We start from the raw sequence: 21,393 nt of genomic DNA on the forward strand, positions 1-21,393 counted from the left end.
TTATTTTGATTTTTAGAGGTAAAAATAACTTTTATATATAGCTCTAAAAATTTAGTCCGGATAATCATAGAAGTGAATGCAGAATATACTGACTATTAAAAACGATTGACGATCTGATTCACATTTCAAAAAAACAAAACCAATCCAGATTGATTTTTTCAATGAGTTACATAGAAATCGCGGAACTATTTATCACACGTCGTGCCATTATTATGTTTATTATAAAAAGCCAACAAAGACGCTATTGATATTGAACAGCATCAATAATTTTAAAAAAATTAAAACGAAACTTGATTACTGTGAATGAATTTTAGCATGACAATTCATAAATAAGGTATTTATCTGTGATAGTTATTGCTATCTATACCATACTTTTTTACCAGTCGTCCGAATGTGCGCCTTTCTTTTCCAGCCATCCTGGCAGCTTTGGCAATATTCCCACCGGCCACCCGTAATGCCTGATCAATATAATTGCGCTCAAACAGTTCTACGGCCTGATCTTTTGCTGCACTGAACAACTGCAAGGTTTCGGATCCATTTGGTTCAGATGCTAATTTTTCATTTTTTTTGGAACAGACTTCTGATTCATGTTTCATATATTTTGAAACAAAAATCTCTGGCTCGCCTTTGGGGTGGGTTACACGAATTTCCTCGGTAGGACTCAACAGAAAAACCCGGTGTATATAGTTTTCCAGCTCGCGGATATTGCCTGGCCAGTCATAATCCATCATCCAGGAAATTGTATCAGCATGAAGGTATTTTTCCGGTTTTTGATATTGCCGGCTGAATTGATTCATAAAGTATTCCGCCAGCAATGGAATATCCTCTGTGCGTTCACTCAAGGTGGGCAGATTCAATCCGAGAATATCCAGACGAAACAACAGATCGTCACGAAAACGCCCCTGATGCACCCATTCTTCCAGAGGCCGGTTACTGGCAGCAATCAGCCGCACATCGGCCTGACGGATTTTCTCTGAACCTAAGGGCCTGAATTCACGATCCTGCATAAAACGTAATAATGATACTTGCGACTTGAGACTCAGACTGTCAATTTCATCGAAAAACAAGGTACCACCCTGGGCCTGTTCTACCAGCCCCAGGCGCTTTTGTTTGGCATCGGTAAATGCTCCCCGTTCATGACCATATAACTCGGCAATAAACAGGTCATCATTGTAAGCACCGCAATTGACGGCAATAAATGGTTTATTTTGCCTGGGGCTCAAATAATGTATGGCTCTGGCCGCCACTTCTTTGCCAGTGCCGGTTTTGCCTTTTAACAATACCGGGGCATCGTATTCTGCCATCTGATGAATGAGTTGTACCAATTGGAGAAATACCTCGGACCGGCCGATCAACGACAGTCCGGGAATTGGAGACTGTAGGCTGGATTCATAACCGCTGTCGCGCAGCCACTGGCGAATACAGTTGGCCAGGATAATAGGATCCGTTGGATATTCGATAGTGGTGGCACCGGGAATTTGCCGTCGGGACTGACAAAATGCGACATGAAATAAATAATGATCATCAAGAGCATGAATGTCCGGTAATCGCCCCTGCTGATCTTCAACAATCAGATTCGGGATGGTATCGGCTATCGGACGATCACTCTGGATGACATCGATATCCAAACGCGTAAGTGCATCGAGGATAATTTGCTGTTCTGCTGTAAAAAATAATCTGACAAGTCGCACCAACTTCTGAGTCATCAGAATTCCCTCACTCTGGACCAGTGTTCTGTTCGCAAAAACCGGGATGTTCAGAGCATGTATGCTTGCGTCAACCGGTATTTAAAACGCTGCGTTAAAGTCTGCACACGTCGATCATTTATGACCGATAAACTTACCTTTTCGCAGATTTTTGTCTTACTCTGGCTTCCTCGCCGATATTATTCAGAAGATCCATATTTTTATCAGGTGTCACAAAATGCTGGTCCATTTCAACGACATGGAAGGCATCAACTGATCGGGCTATACGTTACTAATCCTTGCTAACCAAAAGCCGCAATAAGACTGACCACCTTAATCCGGTACCAATAAACTGCTTTACACCGCACAACCGGAACATGATCGGTTACCGAAGTATCAGATAACAGCAGATATCGTTTGCCAGCATCACACTGCGGCCAAAACACCGTTATGTTTTTATCGCGATGACCGCCAAAAACGGCAAAGTTCAGTAAAGACCGCCGGTGAAGTTTTCGCAACCGCTGACCCTCTCGTTTGGGAGCCACCCAAAAACCGCCAACTTTCCACACCACACCGCAATATCGTCGCCCAGGCATGATTCCATGCACCGCCGACAAAATGAACACAGGTCACATAAAAACAGCGAACTGCTTATCACTTCCAACTAAAGAATGATATCCAAGGGACAAAAACCAGGCGAATCAGAACAGACAAAATGCTTCCTGCATCCTGGACACGCATTGTTTTCGTATTCGGTCGCGACTAAGTTTGGATTGAGTGATGCGGCATACCGAGGCGAGAAAGGATTAAACTCAGCTCATTCACGGAGTATTGGGGAGTAGATTGGGTGTTTCGTTAGCGAGCCTGGCAAATTGTTAATATTCCACTCGCATTGCCAATAGTGTGCAAAACACCCTCGCCGCCTGTTCGGTTGTGATCGATAAAATGCGCTTTTGAGTAATTCCATACACTGATGATTGATCGGCAGCGTACGCGCAATCAACGGCCGGCGGAGTAATAAATGATGTCGGTCTCAGCAACGAAACAAGCTGCTAGTATTCGATGGCGACATCCGTTTTGGGGACACTGCAGCAGGACAGAATATACCCGGCTTCAACATCCTCATCGGTTATGCCGCCGTTGTGTTCCATGGTCACTTCACCGGTTGTTTTGAGTACCTTGCAGGTCCCACAAATACCGACCCCACAACCTTTGGGAATATGCATCCCCAACTTGGCGGCAGCGTTGTGGACAGTTTCTCCCGGTGCGACCTGAACACTCTTTCCGGTCGTCGTGAATTGCACCTGAAGCAGATCTGCCTGATTAATCGCATCAGCCTCTTCTGAGGCAATCTCAGCCTGCTCCAGAGCATCCTGTTTGACGTCACTGGGAGTGGCACCGAACGACTCCTCATGATAACGCGTCATGTCGTAGCCCTGTTCCTTCAGCAGATTCTGGACTGCCTTCATATAAGGAGTGGGACCACAACAGAAGATTTCCCGTTGCAGATAATCCGGTACCATCAGTTCCAATCTGGCCAGATCCAGAAAACCACGATAACCATGCCAGACCTGCCCGATCTCCTGGCGCTCGCAGATCAGATGCAAAGCAAAATGCGGCACCCTGGAAGACATGTGCTCAAGTTCACGTTGATAAATGACATCTCTGGGTGTTCGGGCGCTGTGTACAAATGCAATATCCACTTCACTATTGGTATCAAAATACCAACGTGCCATCGACATCAACGGAGTAATTCCCACGCCGCCTGATAACAACAAAACCTTGTCCGCCGGATGATCGATACAGTTAAACACACCGACCGGACCATGCACGGCAATAACATCGCCCTGGCGCAGATTCTCATGCAACCAATTGGATACATACCCATTCACCACTCGTTTGACCGTAATGGAAAAACTATACGGCACTGACGGAGAACTTGAGATCGTGTAAGAACGCATGACCTGCAGACCATCGATCTCCAACTCCAGCGTGACAAACTGACCAGGTTTAAAAAAGAACATGACCGGCTGCTCAGCCATGAAAATAAAGGTTTTGGTATCCCAGGTCTCGTAGATCTCCCTGACACAACGCACCACATGCCGGCCATTACTCCAGATGTTAGTACTGACTGCGGTGTAATAAGGTGTGGTCAGGGCATTTTCAGGTGACTGAGTCATGCAATGTATCTCCATGGCGAATGGCCCGATTGTGCAGACAGACACACCGCTAAAGTTACCTGTTTACGACACTCATTTACGCTTTTTTCAGCACCCATGCAGCTTCCCGGGAAAGTGGGTGTCCCCTGAATGCTTGTCCCCTGAATGCTTTCCTGAATGTGGTGGGTGTCCTGTCATTGACTGACCAGGTGGGTGTCCAGGGAAATTCCATATGCGGGTGTCCTTTAAGCTTGAGTGGGTGTCCTGCGAATAACCAGGTCCTTTAAATGTCATTCCACAACACACATCGGCGTACCGGCGACAGGATCAGGATAAATCCGGGCCTTGACCGAAAACACTTGTTCCAGCAGTTCAGCGGTAAGTACCGAAGTGGGTGTCCCCTGAGCGTGGACCGCGCCGTTGGCCATGACGATGAGGTGATCGCAGTAACGGCAGGCCTGGTTGATGTCGTGCAGCACGGTGACGATGGTCCGCCCCTGACGATTTAACTGTCGCAGCAGTTGCATCAGTTCAACCTGATGGTTGAGATCCATGTAAGTGGTCGGTTCGTCCAATAGCAGATACGGGGTATCCTGGGCCAATGTCATGGCCAGCCAGACCCGTTGTCGCTGGCCACCAGATAAGTCGGTAACCATGCGTTCAGCCAGTTCCTGAATACCGGTCTGAATCATGACCCGCTCAATGATGTCACGGTCGGTCTGGTCTAGCCGTCCCCAGAATCCGGTGTAGGGACTGCGCCCATAGGCTACCAGCTCCGCTACTTTGACACCCTCTGGAATCTGTTGGGTCTGCGCCAGCATCGCCAGTTGACGGGCAATCTGCCGCGACGGCTGGCGATGCAGATTCTGCCCCTGCCACAATACCTGGCCGGAACGTGGCTGCAGTAGTCGCGCCATGGTTTTCAGCAGCGTTGATTTGCCGCAACCATTAGGCCCAAGCAAAGCGGTGATTTTGCCGTCGGGAACCGTCAGATCGATGCCGTTGAGAATGGTTTCGGCATCGTAGCCCACAACCAGGTTTTGAGTGCTTAGTTGCATGAATTACTTCGCCTTGAATAACAACCAGAGAAAATAAGGAGCGCCGATAATAGCCGTCATGATGCCGGCCGGGAGTTCAATCGGCGGATCGACCATACGGGCCGCAAGATCGGCGACCAACAACAATAATGCGCCAGTCAGAATGGCCGCCGGGATCAGTTGCTGGTGGCGGCCACCAGTCAGTTGCCGGGCCAGATGTGGAGCCACCAGTCCCAGAAAGCTTATGGGGCCACAAACAGACACTGCCGCAGATGTGAGACCAACGGCAATCGCCAGTGCCAGCCCCCGGACCAGGGCAACATTCACCCCCAAACCAACCGCATTGTCATCTCCCAATCCGATCAGATTCAGCCGGTGCGCCAGCCATACGGCCGGTACCAACAGCACCAGCCAGGGAGCCACCAGTGCCAGTTGCGACCAGCCCCTGCCCCATAAACTGCCTGTCAGCCAAAGCAGCGCATTGTTGATTTCCATCGGTCGCGTCAGCATCAAAAAGTCGATTACGCTGCTGCAACAGGCCGCCAGTGCGACGCCGGTAATGGCAAATTTGACCGGTGGTGTTTTGTGACCGCAGATCAGCCACAATAAGCCGGCCGCCAGAAAGCCTCCGCTCAGCGCCACCCACGGCAGCCACATGACCGACAGTTGCGGCCAAAGGGTCATCATGACCACCGCTGCCAACCCGGCTCCCTGACTGACACCCAGAATGTCCGGTGACGCCAGAGGATTGCGGATCACGCCCTGAACAAGTGTTCCAGCAAGCGCCAACATGGCACCTGCCGCCAACGCCAGAAAGATCCTCGGCAGCCGATATTCATGCACTGTAAAGAAGTACTCACTTTCCCGATGTAGCCCATCCCAAAGCTGAATCCAGGATAAATTCACCGCTCCCAGGGCCAAGTTCAACAACATCATCAACAGCACCAGAAGCGCTAATGTGAGCAATCGGAAAACAGCGATATTCATGTACGGACTTTGACCATGTAGATAAAAAACGGCGCCCCCACCAGCGCCAGTATCGCCCCGACCGGGGTCTCCACCGGGTAGACCACTGCCCGGCTGACAATATCCGCCAGCACCACCAGTGCAGCGCCCAACAGCATGCTGAGCGGCAGCACCCGCCGGTGGTCAACACCAATCCAGCCACGCACCATGTGTGGAACCAGTAAACCGACAAACGCAATTGACCCCACCGCCGCAACCGTCGGACCAACCAGTACCAACACCACACCGCCGACCAACAGCCGGATCCAGCCGATACGAACACCGAGGTTACGGGCTCCATCGTCCCCGAGAGTCAACAAGTTCAATGTTGGAGCCAGCATCAATGCTATGAACAGGGCAGGAATAACCGCAGGCCACAGGTGAGCGAGGACTGACCAACGGGCATTAGCGACACTGCCGGCGAGCCAGGTCATCACGCCGGCGGCCTGATCTTCGGCCATGATCACTGCGGCTTTAGTCAATGCCGCACACAAGGCCGATACCGCCACGCCGGCGAGCACCAGCCGACCGCGCTCGGCACCGGGGCGCCAGGCGGCTCCGAGCAGCATGACCAGTATCCAGGCAGTGCCACCACCAATCATTGCCGCCACGGAGCTGAGCATGACCCCCATAAATGATGAAACCGTCGATACCAGTGCCATTCCAAGTGCTGCACCGGCATTGATACCCAGAATAGCCGGTGAGGCCAGCGCATTACGGGTCAATCCCTGCATCAGTACACCGGCGGCGGCCAGTGACGCACCAACCAACATGGATGTGAGCATCCGTGGCAGGCGCAGGTCCAATACCACAGCATGAGCAATGCTGTCAGCCTGAGGCCGAAGCAGTGCCAGCAAAGCCTGTGCCGGGGATATGTGGATCGGTGACCAGGCAAACAGTGAACACCATGCCAACAGCAGCAACGCCAGCGTCACCAAACCACTTTTTAGCCACATGAGCAGGAACTATCGGGTCGACATGATGGCGACCATATCTCTGGCAATAGCCTCCGCCGCAAGAATTCCACGACAGCGCGACCAGGTATTGCCATTTACATGGTAGACATGATGCTGTTGCACCGCGGTGAGCAATTGCCACAGTGGTTCGCTGTGCCACTGCACGTCCAGGCTGTTGGTCGCGTAGGGACCGATCATCAGGTATTCCGGATTCAAAGCCACCAGTTGCTCCAGACTGACCTGACGATAAGCTGAGTGATCGTTCAGACCAGGATCCGGTGTCGTCATCCCCAAAGCCTGAATAACCCCACCGGCGTAGGAATAGGAGGTATGCAGAAACAAAGCATCTTCACGCGCCACGCCGAACTGGACCTGGGCTCCGGCCGGCAACTGTCGGGCATAGTCCTGCATGGTCTGTCGGTGTTGCTGAAGCCGGGCCTGCATTTCCGGTTCTTTGCCAACCACTTTGGCGATAATGACTGCTGACTGCAGGCTTTGTTCATAGGTTTCACTGCGAGAGGTCAGAATCAGGGTCGGTGCGATTTTGTTCAGTTCATCATAGATGCCCTCGTGGCGCTCAATATCGGCGATGATCAGGTCCGGTTTCAGTGCTGCAATCATTTCCAGACTGGGCTGCGCCCGAGTGCCGACGGAGGTGTAATCGCCCACAACGTCACTGACTGCCGGCAGCAATCGATCACGATTTTTATCATCAGCAATGCCAATGGGACGAAGACCAAGTACCGCCAGGGCATCGGCAAACGAGAACTCCAGCACGACGATACGTTCAGGCGGCTGGTCCAGAGTAAAAGTGCCTTTTTGATCCTGCACAGTCACGGCAGATGCCATAACTGCGCTGAAAAGCAGGCTGACGGCCAGCAATGAAAACAGATGTTTCAACATATTCGATTCCTTGGTAATACAGAAAAAAGGAGTGAAGATCGTCATAACCGACAATCAGGATGCCGCAGCCCCCATCACCCTAACCAGATCCTGGGCCATGTGTTCTGCCGCCAGAATGCCCCGACAACGAGCCCAGATATTGCCATCGACCTTATAAACACGATGCTGACGCACCGCCTGAAGAATCTGCCACAGTGGTTCCTGCTGCCATTGCACATCGATGCTGTTTTCAACGTAGGGGCCAAGCAGCAGATATTCCGGGTTAGTGGCTACGAGCTGTTCAAGGGTAATCTGGCGGGAGGCGGTCTGGTCGGTGCGACCGGTCTTCGGCGTTTGCATTCCCAGCGCGGCGATTACACCACCGGCATAGGAATCTTCCGTATGCACGAACAAGGCATCATCCCTGGCAACGGCAAACTGTACTTGCCGGTCCGCTGGCAGCTGAGCGGCATACTCGCTCATACGTTGCGTGTGCAGCTGCAGTCGGGCCTGCATCTGCTCGTGTTTGCCGACGATTTCACCAATGACGGCAGCAGCCTCCAGGTTGTCAGCATAGGTTTCCCGACGCGAGCGCAACAGGATGGTCGGGGCGATTTGATTCAACTGTGCATACACTGCTTCATGGCGGCCAACATCGGCAATGATCAGGTCAGGTTTAAGGGACGCAATCACTTCAAGACTGGGTTGCGAACGAGTGCCCACCGAACGATAGTCACCAACCATTTGCCGTACTTCAGGCAATAACCGGCTGGGGTCTTTGTCATCAGCAATGCCCACAGGGCTGATTCCGACAACGGCGAGAGCATCCACAAACGAAAATTCCAGCGCAACGATTCGTTGCGGTACGCTATCGATACTGAACAAACCTCTGGCATCTTCCACAGTTACAGCCTGTGATGAGCCCGCCAGCACCGACAAACAGCCAATCAGATTGATCAGAATAACCTTTAACATGCATACAACCCTTACTATTACGAATCTCAAATCAGACTGATCGGTCTGAATGTCATCAATGATCCGCAATAATAATGATTATCATTTGATATTAAAGTCTTTTCTGTGCGAGACGATCTGCCAGTTCCAGTATTTCAGTTTGCATGGTGACCTTTTGGCGCCAGTGTGATGGGATGCCATCAACTCCATAAAAGGCTCCGGCAATCTGGCCACAGATCGCCGCCGTGGTATCGGCATCGTCACCTAGGTTGGCGGCCTGCAGAATGGCATCCTGGAAATTTTCTGTACTGGCAAAACACCACAATGCCGCTTCAAGACTGTCGACCACGTAACCGGTACCTCGCACCTGGTCGACGGTTTTTTGCCGGTAACCTGCGGTGGCAATTGCGGCTACTTTGCGGGTTTCCGGCTGATATAGCGCGGAATGCAGAATGCTGTCCTTATCTGCACCGGCAAAACACTGATGCAGCAGGACGGCAAAGTAGCGACAGGCATCGATGCATTCTTTGGCACCGTGAGTGGTTCTGGAGCTGTCGCCAGCGTAGCGGATCACCGACTCCAGTGCCGGACTGAAATACATGACGACCGGGGCCAGCCGCATCAGTGAGCCGTTCCCGGCGGTAAAGGGATTGGTTGACCCGGAATAGGGATCACCAGTTCGCAGGTATTGGCTGATCGCCTCTGAAACCGTTACGCCGATATCGAAGCAGCGACCATTGCTGCTCAGGTATCCCTCATTGCGCCAGCGACAATAACGCTGCATCTGGTCATCGGCGTCAAAGCCTTCGCATTCCAGCAGTGAATACGCCAGGCACAGAGCCATGGAGGTATCATCGGTCCATTGTCCCGGCTTCAGGTTAAAAGGACCACCTCCGACCATGTCGGTCAGTGGTGCAAAACTCCCCCGTTCCCGAAACTCAAGGGTCGTACCAACAGCATCCCCGCAGGCGAGTCCTAACAGGCAACCCTGATAACGTTGTTCACGATCTGTCATGGTAGTTTTTTCTGTCATTGGTTGAAGAAAGCGCTATTATGGCCGTTCAACATTGGTTCTGGCCGATATTGGATCAACAATAATATGAATAGTTCCAATCAGCAAAACCTGCCTTTGCTGCCACCTTTTGCGTATCGCTCCATCAACCGCTGCAGTCTGCCGGCGGCCATCCTTGGCAGCCTGGAATTTCAACAACATCCCGCTGCTCTGCTGATTGACGGCGTACAGGAATTCCATTCGGAACTGTTTAACACACTGCAGACCATGGATGACCCTGATGATCGGGTGGAACACTTCAAGGAATACATGCGCTCGTGTTTTTTGCTGGACCACCTGGATGAAGCCGGTTATGTCAGCGACCACAAGCGCTATCAGCGGGGTAAAGCCAACTATCTGCGCCTGTTACGCGGTTGGATGTTCAACGCCAGCGGCACTGAAGGAGCGGTTCTGAAAAGCTGGGTGACATCGCGCTTCGGTCTGCTGCCGCGTAATCATTTGGGACCTCTGCATGATTATGACTCTCATAATTATCAGGCTTATCTGGCCGGATATGCCCAAGGACTGTACAACACCAACGCCCTGGAAGCGCAACTGGATCTGTTATACGGCTTTTGTCAGTACGAACTGCAAAGACGCTTTCCGGATACCTCACACTGGCGCTTATACCGTGGTGTCAACCGGCTACAGGACCACGATGTACTGGCACAACCTGAACAACGCGAATATGTGCTGCTACTCAACAATCTCAACTCTTTCAGCCATAGCAGTGAACATGCCGAAAGCTTTGGCGATTACGTTTTTCACACTCAGGTACCGTCTGCCAAAATTTTGTTCTTCCCCGAACTGTTGCCGGGAATACTGAAAGGCGAACGAGAGTATCTGGTGATCGGTGGTGCTTATCGGGTGTCGTTGCGCTGATCGCATAAAAAGGTCAGCAATACTCGTTCTTTTTGTGGCTTCTGTTGTGATGCGGCAATATCCAGCATCGGCGCAAAAAAACCCAACGCGGATATTCAGTCAAATCAGGGCACGTTAAACCCTGGTAACGGTTTTGCAATCGAAACGCAGTACTAAAGCATGACTTCTGACTCCATGACTTTTTGGTAATGATGCTTACGAGTCAGCATCTGTGTATCGCTTACTTCGATCATTGGCAGATCCGTGATTAAAACCATACCCGAAGAACGGCGAACATTCGGTTCACAAACGCAGGGATTGTCATGAGCAGAGAAAATGTGCCATATGTGTTTATTCCCATCCAAAAAAGGATCGATAAAAAACCTCTGTTTATCGGCAGGCAAAGGTTACGGAAAAAACTCAGGGAAACCTTGATCAAGGCATTTGGTATTGGCGGCTGTTTCCTTGTGGGTGGTTATCGTGGTGTTGGCAAAACCTCGCTGGTCAACCAGGTATTGGAAGAGATCAAAAAGCGCTATCAACCCTGGAAAATACTTTCCCGCAAACCACTGTTTATTCGTATTGATCTCGGTGTGGATTCAGGCTTGTCCATTCGTGACATTCTGTGTGATCTGGTCGAAAGTACTTATGTAAAAACCAGAAGAGAATGGCAGCATGCTGTATCAAAAAGGGTTCTGCTTCTAATACTGATGTGGGTTATCAGTGTGTTTTACGGCGTTCATATTTCCGGCAGCACTGATGTTACTGCTTTTGTCCACAATGAAGTGGCAAGACATGAGCTGCTGCAATTTACAGCGCTCATCAGCGGGATTCTGTGTTTTTTGGGCCTTTGCTGGATCATGATACTCAGAGGTCCAAATTTCACCCAGCTCGGAAAAATCAGCCAGCTGGTTAAGCTAACCCGTTACGCCCGAATGATCGAAATGGGCCTTACCGCAGATGGTGGTTTATCCGCGAAAATCGGCGTCAGATTGAAACAGTCCTATTCCCAGGAGCCAATTTCGGCCAGAAGAATACAGCAGGAACTGACCACGTTTTACAGACATTCCAGCTATCAATACATCGTTGTGTTGGATGAAGTGGATAAAATCAATCCTGCTCCAGTGGAACAAAATACCCAGAACTCAAAAACCCGTAAAGCCAAAGTCGATGAGCTGCTTGGTGGGTTGAAATCCCTGCTCAACGGAACCCACTGCATTTTCATCATAATTGCCGGCCGCGAAATGGTGGATGCCTATTACTCGGAATCCGGCTACACCAGCGTATTGTATGAAGGTGTTTTCAAAGAAATATTCGAAGTACCCACGCTGCTGACGGATGGCTCCGATCACAAGCTTCATGAATTTCATTCAATGGTGAAAAAATACATCAACTCGGTACTGGCGGGTAAAGAGACAGACGACAATCCGGATTTCGAGAATATGCTAACTTTTGCAGATTCAAACGAGAACCATAACGTGGAAATACTCGATGTTCAGTTTTTCTACGAACTGTTTGTCAAATTCATCACCCTGCATTCGTGGGGAAATATCAAGCGAATGTCGATGATGGTGCAGGATCATATTGAATGGAACGACAAGGACTATTACGACCAACTGACCCATAGACACAGCATCAATCTGTTACCCACCAACGCGAACAAATCCACACCTTTTCTGTTTTTTACACCCTCAGACATTCGAAAAATGTTCGTGAGTGCCAAGCTGTATTCGCTATACAGCACCAACATCGGTCGTCTGGTTTCCAGAACCCACGATAAATCCGTCGTCTCCAGTTTTATCAGCATTCTCGATGTCGTGCGATTTCACAGCCAGGGATTTTCGCGGGCGATGCTGGACAGAACCGTCGCCGGTATTGACGTTCACTCAGAGACTAATCTGGCGTATGTCGCAGATGAGCTGGTCAACTCTACCTTTCAGTCCATCATTCGCAGAACGGCCAGTAATCTTTTTCCGTATCGTTTTTACATCACCACAGATCTTGAGTTCAGCTATCTGTCCAAAAGCCTCGGAGCGAAATCATCCAGCTTTGAATTTGCGTTGGATTCGGCAGAACCAGTACGGGCATTTTATATTCAGGAAGTGGAAAACCAGAAGCCGGATGATCTTTCCAAAAGTTCATTTTCAAGTGCCAAACTACAATCGATACTGGGTGATATTTATGCCTCGGAACAAAGTTATGATATGGCATTCTCCTACTATGCCAATGCCACTTTTTTATTGAAAAAGCTGCTCAGAAATAAAGAGGGTAATGAGTGGCGCTTATCCGGCGGGATATCATTGGAAGCGCACTACACACTGATACAGGTGCTATTAAAAAAAGGGCTGCTGGAAGAAATTCGCGAAAACAATGCGGCGGCCATGAGTGCATACCGGGAAGCCGAACTCACTTGTCAGGAAAATTTTTACGAAAAACAAAAAACTGAACTCAGCAATGGAATGTATGGTCGTCACAAAGACTTTGATAACAACCTTCAACATACACTGCTGGCTCAGGAGTTTCTGGCCCTAAAATCCGGAAAACCGTTGACCCATGAACTGTTTCATAAAATAGAAAAAATAAAAGTGGTTATAGAAGACCCCACGCTCTATTCAAAGACGTTATTAATCAACTATTTCGCTGGAAATTACCAAAAAATTATCAACAAGGTGAATCCCAGAGTCGTTCTTCGGCTCATTCAGTTTTCCATGAAACGATCCAGCGAGAATGTGGACGATTATTTCAGGAAATATCACATCAGCCCTGCCACTTTCATTTATGCGCAATCCATATTTTCCCTGGCAGCCCAGAAACTTAAAAAAAACCTGAACGAAGTAGCCCAACTCAACCCGAAAAACCATACGGAACGATATCAACAGGCTTTTGCTCAATGGTCGGAACCGGTACTGTATCTCCTGAATCTATCTGGCAAACTATCCAATTTTGAGAATCTGCTGGAAGATGACAAAAACAACAAATGGCAGCAACTCACACCGGTTTCTGAGTTGACAGAAAGTGAAATGCTTGAACGTTCGTTCAAACTCACTTTTCTTGCCGCCGATAACTCACGTCGAAAAGGCCGTTATGCTGAAGCGGCTCATCAATATATTTCTCTATTGCTTAATTGGATCGCGCTGTTGGAAATATTTCCATGGAGTAAATGTGCAGAGATTGAAACAAGCATCACCACTCCGCTGATGGATAAAATAAAAACCACACCAAAATGGTTGAATGATCTGCTCAAAAGTGCGCGCGACTGTATTGAGAAAAGTGACAGGGCCACAAATATCAAAGAGAGAGTGGATATTCTGACTGGAAACCCACATTTTCATAACCACACCATGATCACATCGGAAATACTTGAACGTATTTCAACCAGTGAAGAGCAAGAGCAATACTCATACTTGCTCTGGTATCGTTCAAACATCAGCAGTTATTTAATGATCTTCGGAATCTGGGAGCATTATTGCCGATACTCCATTAACCGCTGGTGCCGCCAAAAAACTGATTCCGAAGTCGATCAGAGCGACATGACCTTTAATTTTCATATTATTCCGTCACCACTGGGCAATCTTCCTCGCATGACGGCCATCTATTTATGGATAAAAGCCAGGAACAGCATGCATGAACGGTTATTGACCAACAGCCTGGAAGGCACGGAGGAATGTATCAACGAAATTGCACATATTATCAGTTTGTTCAGCAGGGTTCTGGATGAGCATAGAAAAGTATTTCGCAGTGATGACCCTGACACATTCCCGCCAAAATCTCATGTCTATTTTAATATCTTCGAGTTACTTGAGTGGATAAAAAATAAAACCGATAGCCAGGAAAACAGAGATATTCTGAGCAGGGTTGCCATGAAACTTTTGGCAGAGTATCCGGACGTACCGACCATGTTGCTTGACCCGGAATATATTCGATCGAAAGTGGAGAGGCATGTTCTGGACCTTGCAGAAATCGATAATATTTCTTCAACAGCCTACCGCCGGAAAGTCCGTCATAAATATTACCTTTATGATGATTTTGAAGATCCGTTTTACATTGGCGAATGGGCGTTTTTGCAAATGCTGTCGAGCAGTTCCAAATTGCTGCAACGCATCGTTAAGGACAGTCAGGCGGAACCCAAAAAACCATAAATAACCTGTTCCATAAAACCAAGGCCGGCCAGTCCAGATAACCGGGTCAGATGATTGAACATTGCCCGCCTGTCGACCATATTTGTCCGTTCATCACGACCAGGCGATTTCGCAGGTAGCGGGTCTGAGGCAGATCGCACTCATTAGTGATTCCGCAGTCGTCAATATCATTATGAAATCAACATTCATCACCAAACCGTGAACAACCTCCCTTTACAAGCTAACAGCTTTCATTCATTGTGCAGCCTTGCCTGCAATTGCCTTATCGACGGTTGAGGTTTGAGGCTGATTACACATTTAGCGGATAACACCCTGGGTCATTCAACATTATGCATCTGATTCATCGTTTTTTAATTATTGCCCTGAGTATGACGCTGCTGAGCTGCAGCTTACGGGAAATAGATTCATCCAATGATTTTGCCGGCAATGGCCGGGATACTCAGGTCCGCCGACAATCGGAGTTATATCGTCCTAGTCCGCCATGGCCGACCTGGTCACAACCCTCTGCGGACCTGCTACAGGGATTGAAACTGCAGCAGAGTTTTTTGAGTCGCCCCAGTGTTGAAGATCACTATGTGCTTGGCAATCTGGAGGTCACCCGACAACAGTTACAGCTCAGTGCCGAACGTCTGAGTCAATGGCTGCAAAATCCCCAACAGGCCCCTGGCCTGAACCTCTACCAATTACAGGGTGACGACAAACGCGGCAATGTGCAGTTTACCGGATACTATGTCCCGGTCATGAAAGTACGCCACACGGCTGACGATATTTATAAATATCCCCTGTATCGCAAACCAACCGAAGCAGAATTTAAACGTCCATTGCCGGATCGTCAGGCGATTGATTTCGAGGGTGCTCTGGATGGGTTAGGGCTCGAAATTGCCTACAGTGCCAGTCTGATCGATAACTTTTTTCTCCAGGTTCAGGGATCTGGTGTGGTGGAGTTTGAGGATGGTTCCCGACGACTGCTCTCCTGGGGAGGCGGAAACGGTCATGCCTACAAAAGCCTGGGTAAAATTCTGATCAAAAACGGAGAAATTGCCAAAGAGCGGATTTCCTCCCGAACGATTAAAGACTGGTTACTGGCAAACCCCGGACGTCAACGGCAGGTGTTATCCCAAAATCCCAGCTATCCGTTTTTCAGCGAAGGCCAGGACTCACCGGTTGGTGCTGCCAATGTGGCGTTGACGGCCGGCCACTCCATCGCTGTGGATCCCGCGGTGATTCCATTGGGGTCGGTGTTGCTTGGCCTGATTCCCATACTCGATTCCCATGGCGACCTGATCAGGCACGAATACCGTTTCCTGCTGGCACAGGACAAAGGTGCAGCCATCAACGGTGCTGGTCATATTGATATGTATTTTGGCATTGGTGAGGAAGCGTATCAGCAAGCCAACGCACTCAAACATTATGGTAAGGTCTGGTTGTTACTGCCCGGAGAAACACCCCTAGACGTAGCGCCTTAGTCCACAAACTCTCATACAGTGGTATTAGCCACTGTATGAGTCTCAAGATAACATTTGTTAAGCCAGATTTTTTAGAAGCAAATAGATATCTCCCATACCAAAGCAGGAACCACCGTCAGACCGAGCTGCATTCCAGTTTGATTATTATGGCTACTGTTTCACAGTATCGAAAAACCATCTGCCTGCCCCCGCTATAACATTCTAAAACACGATTCCAGAGCGACAACCGGTTTGCTATGAAGTGATGTGTTCATGCAGGTGAAACATATTCTGTCCTGCCTGGATATAGGGAGCCTCTGAAAAATGAACTATTTTCGCGCAGGACGTTGTCAGCCCCAGTCTCACATCCTCATTTACGTCAGTAAACTGCGGTGTTGCGAGTGGTGCTTCCTCGCCTGCATCAAAACTATTTCTATTTTTCAGAGGCCCCATAGGTTTTTCCGGACCACTCATAACGACGTTCGTGTTCCGACATCCAAGAAGTAGTACCCTTAACTGCAATGAAGGAATAATAATGAAAACAATATCATTCAAAGCAATTCTCATGACTGCATCCATCCTTGGAAGCCTGATAACCATTCCGGCCAAAGCGGATATCTCACCCCCACCAGCAGGTTACGACCACTACAATCCTTCCATTCCTCATGGAAGTTATCAGATCGTACAATATTATTCGACGGTGGCAGGTGCTCATAAAAACACCCGGGTGCTGCTGCCCCCTGATTACTCATCCAATAAAACCTATAACGTACTTTATCTGCTGCATGGTATCGGCGGGAATATCAACGAATGGTCCGATAACGGCGCTCCCCTTAACATTATGGACAATCTCTACGCCGCCGATCAGGCAGAACCCATGATTGTTGTGATGCCAAATGGTCGTGCCATGGACGATGATATCCCCATCGGGGATATTTTTGATCCACAGGTGGTGGAATCATTTACCACATTTGAATACGAACTGCTGAACGACCTTATTCCGTTTATTGAATCCCGTTATTCCGTTAACCGCGGTAGAACCTCTCGCGCCATTTCCGGGCTATCGATGGGAGGTGGCCAATCGCTGAACTTCGGTCTCGGTAACCCGGATACATTCGCCTGGGTGGGCGCATTTTCGGCTGCTCCCAATACCAAAGCCGCAGACGCCCTGATTCCGGACATATCCGACACAGACAGGCTACCAATGCTCTGGCTCTCCTGTGGCACAGCGGACGGTCTGGTTTCAATTGCCAGAGAAATACACGACTATATGAATGCCAATGGAGTCCAGCATGATTATCTGCTCCACGAAGGCGCAGGTCATGACTGGTCGGTGTGGAAACCCGGTCTATATCATTTTGCCCAACGTATTTTTGTCAGTGATGATGGTAACAACCAGAATGACGGAGTGATCTTCTATCAGGATATTAACTACGGTGGCAGTACTGGTCAGTCACTAATGCCCGGTCGCTATACGCAACAGCAACTCGCAGCCAAAGGAGTACCCGACGATTGGGCGTCATCCGTAAAAATTCCTGCCGGATGGACCGTGACCATGTATCAGAATAACTATTTTTCGGGGAGCTCCTGGACTCTGACAACCGACACACCGCACTTCTGGGCATTAACACCCTATGCCAATGATCAGATGTCTTCTGTTGTGATCCAATCCAACCAGTAACGGTTCTGCCTTGTTTTGACCCGTTCAAATATCTCACCCGGGCCATGGAATGACCGGGTGATTGCAGCTCGGTATTGGTATTTTTGCAACCAGTCTGTTAGTCGGGCATCCGCATAACATCCACAGCCACATGTAAAGTCGACGACTCACCACCACCAAATACCACGCCTTTTAATGGCGGAACATCGGCATAATCGCGTCCCCAGGCAGTGGTAATATGCTGGACCCCAGCCATCTGGTTGTTGGTGGGATCAAACTCGAACCAGCCTTCGCCCGGAGAATAAACAGCGAACCAGGCATGGGAGGCATCTGCACCGACCAGTTTCTTCTGTCCCGGTGGCGGCAGGGTTTCCAGGTATCCGCTGATATATCGGGCCGGATAACCGAGAGCCCGCAGACAGGCGATCCCCAGATGCGCGAAGTCCTGACAGACTCCTCGACGATGCTTGAGCACTTCACTCAAGGGTGTGGATATGTTGGAAAACTCCGGATCATAGGTGAAGTCATTAAAAATACGCTGGGTCAGATCCATCACTGCGGCCAATAACGTGCGGTCATCGGTGAATGACGGAGCGGCATAGTCCATCAGTTCCTGGGAGGTTTTGATCTTGGGGGACTCCAGCATAAATTCTCGCGCCGCCAATGTCTCAGCATGATCACTTTTGAATAACAGCGTCTTGCTGTATTCACAGGAATTACCAATCTGCAAATTGATTGCTTCAGTCTCCTGTACTTCCAGTTGACTGACAACCGTCACGTCGAGCTCATCATGAGCCGTTTCGATGCTGAAATGATAAGCATGGTTACCATAAAGATCTTCTTGTATCTGCGCTTGCACCGCTGTCGGAGAAATATTCACCTTGCTGTCATAGACCGTTTGACGGGCCGTATTTCTGGGCAGTATGTAGCCCATGTTGTAGCAGTGGCTGACGCTTTCCTGATACTTGTAACGGGTGGTGTGGCGAACCTGATATTTCATAAATCATCCTGCCAGAAGGTATTTCTGACCAGTGGTTGTGGACCGGCGGTATGATCAAAATAACGATCACTCAAGGCATCGGATGTGGCCGCCAACAGCCGCTGAATCCTGGCCATCAATTGATCCAACAAGGTTCTGACGCCATTGTTGTCTTCCTGAGCCATGGTGTGAATATCGCACAGCTGTACCGCTGTGGTCGCTTCCAGAATCAGTTTATCATGGGCGCTCAAATGTCCGCCCTGCACGGGTAACTGCTTGAGATGTTTGCTGATCTTATTGAGCTGATACAGGATGGAGCGCGGGTTTGATGCATCAAACAACAGCATATCGAGCCCCTTGCCCACTTCCGGCTGACAATGATAACGGCGCCGATAGGTAATGATGGATTCGTTGGATAACAGCAGCGATTCCACCAGCAGTTCCTGTTCTTCATCTTTCAGACAAGGCACAAACAGCGAGCGAATCTGACTGATCATTTGCAGGCTGCGTTCCAGTCGCCGCCCCAGATCGATAAAGTTCCAGGCATAATCGCGAACCATACTCTCCTGCACCAGACCGGACAGTGCCAGCAGTGTAGTGACCAGCGGATCCAGCGCCTCTTCCGGCGCAGACCACAGTCCAGGGCGCAAGGTACTGCGCAGGATGTCCAGTTCATCACCAATATCATTGATAATGCGTTGGGTATCGCTGGTCAGCTGTTCCTTGACCTGTTCGGCTGAGCGCAGCATGGCATAGAGGTTCGCCGCCACCGATCCGGCACGGTGACGATCCTGAATCAGTTGATACAATTCGCTTTCCGGGTTGGCAAACAGTTTTTCGTTGTCTGCCGCAAAACCGGGATAACTCATGGTCAACTGGGTCAGCCCTTTCAGCAGAATGCGGTAGCTGCTCTGCGGCAGAGGTTCGACCCGATTCAATTGCAAAAACACAGTCCGCAGAAATCTCAACGCCGCTTCTGCCCGTTCAGCATAGCGTCCCATCCAGAACAGGTTTTCGGCCACCCGGCTGGGTAATTCCTGCTGAATGGAGAACGTTTCTTCGAGCGTCCCTTCCGCTTTGACCGCGACGGATTTCTCCGGCTCGGAAGCCAACACCCAGGTATCCTTGGAGACCGAGCCGGTCTGGTTGGACACCACATGAGCAGACTCATCCAGGCTCACCCGGGTCAGCCCTCCAGGCATGATGGCGTAATCGAATTCACCTGCCACGGAAAATGTCCGTAACACGGAATGCCTTGGTAACATCTTTTCCTGATGCCAGGTCGGCGAGCAGGAACTTGGCATATATTCCTGGGCCACATACATGTATGGACTACGCTTAATGCGGTTTTTCCACGCGGTCAGCTTGTTGGCATCCAGACTCGGGCCATATACGGAATAGGCGCCGGCTTTGCGGTAACAGGGTTTGATCATCAGCGTGGCAATATTATCCAGCACATATTGCAGATCATCGGGGTCACCACACCACCAGGTGCGAACATTCTGCAACCGGGGTTCACGCCCCTGCAAATGCCGGCCAATTGCCGGCAAATAACGATACAGGGCGGGATTTTCCAAAAAACCGGACCCTAATGGATTGGCAATCACGACCTTACCGGCCCGCGCCACCCCCATAATGCCCGGAACCCCAAGGTGGGAGTCCCCGCGCAGCTCAACCGGATCACAGTAAATGTCATCCACCCGACGCAGAATCACATCAACCCGTTTCAAACCATCCAGAGATTTCATCCAGACATAACCGCCGCGTACCGTCAGGTCATTGCCCTGCACCAGCGGAAAACCAAGATAGTTAGACAGATAAACGTGCTCGAAGTAGGTTTCGTTGAGCGCTCCGGGCGTGAGAATCACAACTCTCGGCAACCCCCCGTTGGGGTTCAGATCGTTCAGTTTTAACCGCAGCTGGGTAAAAAAATAAGCCAGCCGATGAACATGGCTGTCGCGAAACAGACTTGGAAACACGCGGGTCATGACAGTACGGTTTTCCAGCGCATAACCGGCACCGGATGGTGCCTGACAGCGATCGGAAATCACCGTCAGCTGGCCGCTGGGGTTACGGATCAGATCGATGGCATGAATGATCAGTTGATGGGAGCCGGGAATTTTCAACTGATGACAACTGCGCAAAAATCCGGCACTGGAAAACACCAGTTCAGGGGGAATGACTTTATGTTTGATCAGGGTTTGCGGACCGTATACATCTTCCAGAATCAGGTTGTATAACTCCGAACGCTCCAACATGCCGCTTTCAATAAACGCCCATTCCTCACTGTCGATCAATAACGGGACAGGGTTAAGCTGCCAGACCTGACTGGCTTCCGGTTGCTGATAGATTTTGTAGGTGGCGCCGTCGTCGCGCAGAATCCGCGAAACCTTTTTTTGCCGTTCCCGCATGGCTTCCGGGCCCAGGGATTCCAGACTTTCGAGCAGATATTTCCAGTGTGGGCGTATCTGACCCTCGGAGTCGTAAACTTCATCCCGACTATCGGCGGGTTTTGCATACCCCGTCGTTGTCATCATATCTTGCATCTGCTGTTGCATTCAGCTCTCAACCTTAAATCCT

At 49.8% G+C, this 21,393-nt stretch carries 15 protein-coding genes; 4 read left to right on the forward strand and 11 right to left on the reverse strand.

All coding sequences use genetic code 11. From position 1 onward, the window contains the following. Positions 1 to 338: 338 nt before the first annotated feature. From YC6258_RS24795 to YC6258_RS24835, 8 genes are all read right to left on the reverse strand, one after another. Positions 339 to 1,706, reverse strand: a complete 1,368-nt coding sequence (locus tag YC6258_RS24795) for a sigma-54 interaction domain-containing protein (protein WP_052830567.1) — start codon at positions 1,704 to 1,706, stop codon at positions 339 to 341. Positions 1,707 to 2,737: 1,031 nt separating this feature from the next. Then, positions 2,738 to 3,865 (reverse strand): FAD-binding oxidoreductase, encoded by a 1,128-nt coding sequence (locus tag YC6258_RS24805; protein WP_044619262.1) that lies wholly within the window; start codon positions 3,863 to 3,865, stop codon positions 2,738 to 2,740. A 269-nt stretch (positions 3,866 to 4,134) separates the two neighbouring features. Continuing rightward, complete coding sequence (gene fecE, locus YC6258_RS24810; RefSeq protein WP_044619263.1) at positions 4,135 to 4,902, reverse strand: Fe(3+) dicitrate ABC transporter ATP-binding protein FecE; 768 nt, start codon at positions 4,900 to 4,902, stop codon at positions 4,135 to 4,137. A 3-nt stretch (positions 4,903 to 4,905) separates the two neighbouring features. After that, on the reverse strand, positions 4,906 to 5,868 hold the full coding sequence (fecD, locus tag YC6258_RS24815; RefSeq protein WP_044619264.1) for a Fe(3+) dicitrate ABC transporter permease subunit FecD: 963 nt from the start codon (positions 5,866 to 5,868) through the stop codon (positions 4,906 to 4,908). Then, entirely contained in the window at positions 5,865 to 6,842 is a 978-nt protein-coding gene (locus YC6258_RS30010; protein ID WP_044619265.1) for an iron chelate uptake ABC transporter family permease subunit, read from the reverse strand. The genes fecD and YC6258_RS30010 overlap by 4 nt, the downstream gene beginning before the upstream one ends. Before the next feature lie 9 nt (positions 6,843 to 6,851). Then, positions 6,852 to 7,745: a Fe(3+) dicitrate ABC transporter substrate-binding protein gene (locus YC6258_RS30015; RefSeq protein ID WP_044619266.1), complete on the reverse strand. Its 894-nt coding sequence runs from the start codon at positions 7,743 to 7,745 to the stop codon at positions 6,852 to 6,854. Between the two features lie 54 nt (positions 7,746 to 7,799). Further along, positions 7,800 to 8,699: a Fe(3+) dicitrate ABC transporter substrate-binding protein gene (locus tag YC6258_RS24830; protein ID WP_044619267.1), complete on the reverse strand. Its 900-nt coding sequence runs from the start codon at positions 8,697 to 8,699 to the stop codon at positions 7,800 to 7,802. 91 nt (positions 8,700 to 8,790) lie between these two features. Further along, on the reverse strand, positions 8,791 to 9,693 hold the full coding sequence (locus YC6258_RS24835; protein ID WP_082070885.1) for an ADP-ribosylglycohydrolase family protein: 903 nt from the start codon (positions 9,691 to 9,693) through the stop codon (positions 8,791 to 8,793). A gap of 84 nt (positions 9,694 to 9,777) precedes the next feature. On the opposite strand from YC6258_RS24835, the gene YC6258_RS24840 reads away from it, so the two are divergent. The 3 genes from YC6258_RS24840 to mltA all read left to right on the forward strand — a co-directional run bounded on the left by YC6258_RS24840 (position 9,778) and on the right by mltA (position 16,195). Continuing rightward, positions 9,778 to 10,611 carry an NAD(+)--dinitrogen-reductase ADP-D-ribosyltransferase gene (locus tag YC6258_RS24840; protein ID WP_044619269.1) on the forward strand — a complete coding sequence of 278 codons (834 nt, stop codon included), beginning with the start codon at positions 9,778 to 9,780 and terminating at the stop codon, positions 10,609 to 10,611. Between the two features lie 302 nt (positions 10,612 to 10,913). Further along, the gene (locus tag YC6258_RS24845; RefSeq protein WP_044619270.1) at positions 10,914 to 14,729 is read left to right on the forward strand and encodes an ATP-binding protein; all 3,816 of its coding nucleotides are present in this window, start codon (positions 10,914 to 10,916) and stop codon (positions 14,727 to 14,729) included. A 329-nt stretch (positions 14,730 to 15,058) separates the two neighbouring features. Then, complete coding sequence (gene mltA, locus YC6258_RS24850; RefSeq protein ID WP_044619271.1) at positions 15,059 to 16,195, forward strand: murein transglycosylase A; 1,137 nt, start codon at positions 15,059 to 15,061, stop codon at positions 16,193 to 16,195. Between the two features lie 234 nt (positions 16,196 to 16,429). Here the strand turns inward: mltA and YC6258_RS29300 are convergent, their stop codons facing one another. After that, positions 16,430 to 16,741: a hypothetical protein gene (locus tag YC6258_RS29300; RefSeq protein ID WP_044619272.1), complete on the reverse strand. Its 312-nt coding sequence runs from the start codon at positions 16,739 to 16,741 to the stop codon at positions 16,430 to 16,432. Between YC6258_RS29300 and YC6258_RS24860 the strand changes: the two genes are divergently transcribed. Continuing rightward, a complete protein-coding gene (locus YC6258_RS24860) occupies positions 16,740 to 17,855 on the forward strand; it encodes an alpha/beta hydrolase (RefSeq protein ID WP_169749026.1) in 1,116 nt (371 codons plus the stop codon). The two genes, YC6258_RS29300 and YC6258_RS24860, sit on opposite strands and share 2 nt — an antisense overlap. Positions 17,856 to 17,952: 97 nt before the next feature. Here the strand turns inward: YC6258_RS24860 and YC6258_RS24865 are convergent, their stop codons facing one another. Both YC6258_RS24865 and YC6258_RS24870 read right to left on the reverse strand, forming a co-directional pair. Beyond that, positions 17,953 to 18,834 carry a transglutaminase family protein gene (locus YC6258_RS24865; RefSeq protein WP_044619273.1) on the reverse strand — a complete coding sequence of 294 codons (882 nt, stop codon included), beginning with the start codon at positions 18,832 to 18,834 and terminating at the stop codon, positions 17,953 to 17,955. Continuing rightward, a complete protein-coding gene (locus tag YC6258_RS24870; RefSeq protein WP_044620407.1) occupies positions 18,831 to 21,350 on the reverse strand; it encodes a circularly permuted type 2 ATP-grasp protein in 2,520 nt (839 codons plus the stop codon). Before YC6258_RS24870 ends, YC6258_RS24865 begins: the two co-directional genes overlap by 4 nt. Positions 21,351 to 21,393: the final 43 nt, after the last annotated feature.

Source organism: Gynuella sunshinyii YC6258 (genome assembly GCF_000940805.1).
Classification (GTDB): domain Bacteria; phylum Pseudomonadota; class Gammaproteobacteria; order Pseudomonadales; family Natronospirillaceae; genus Gynuella; species Gynuella sunshinyii.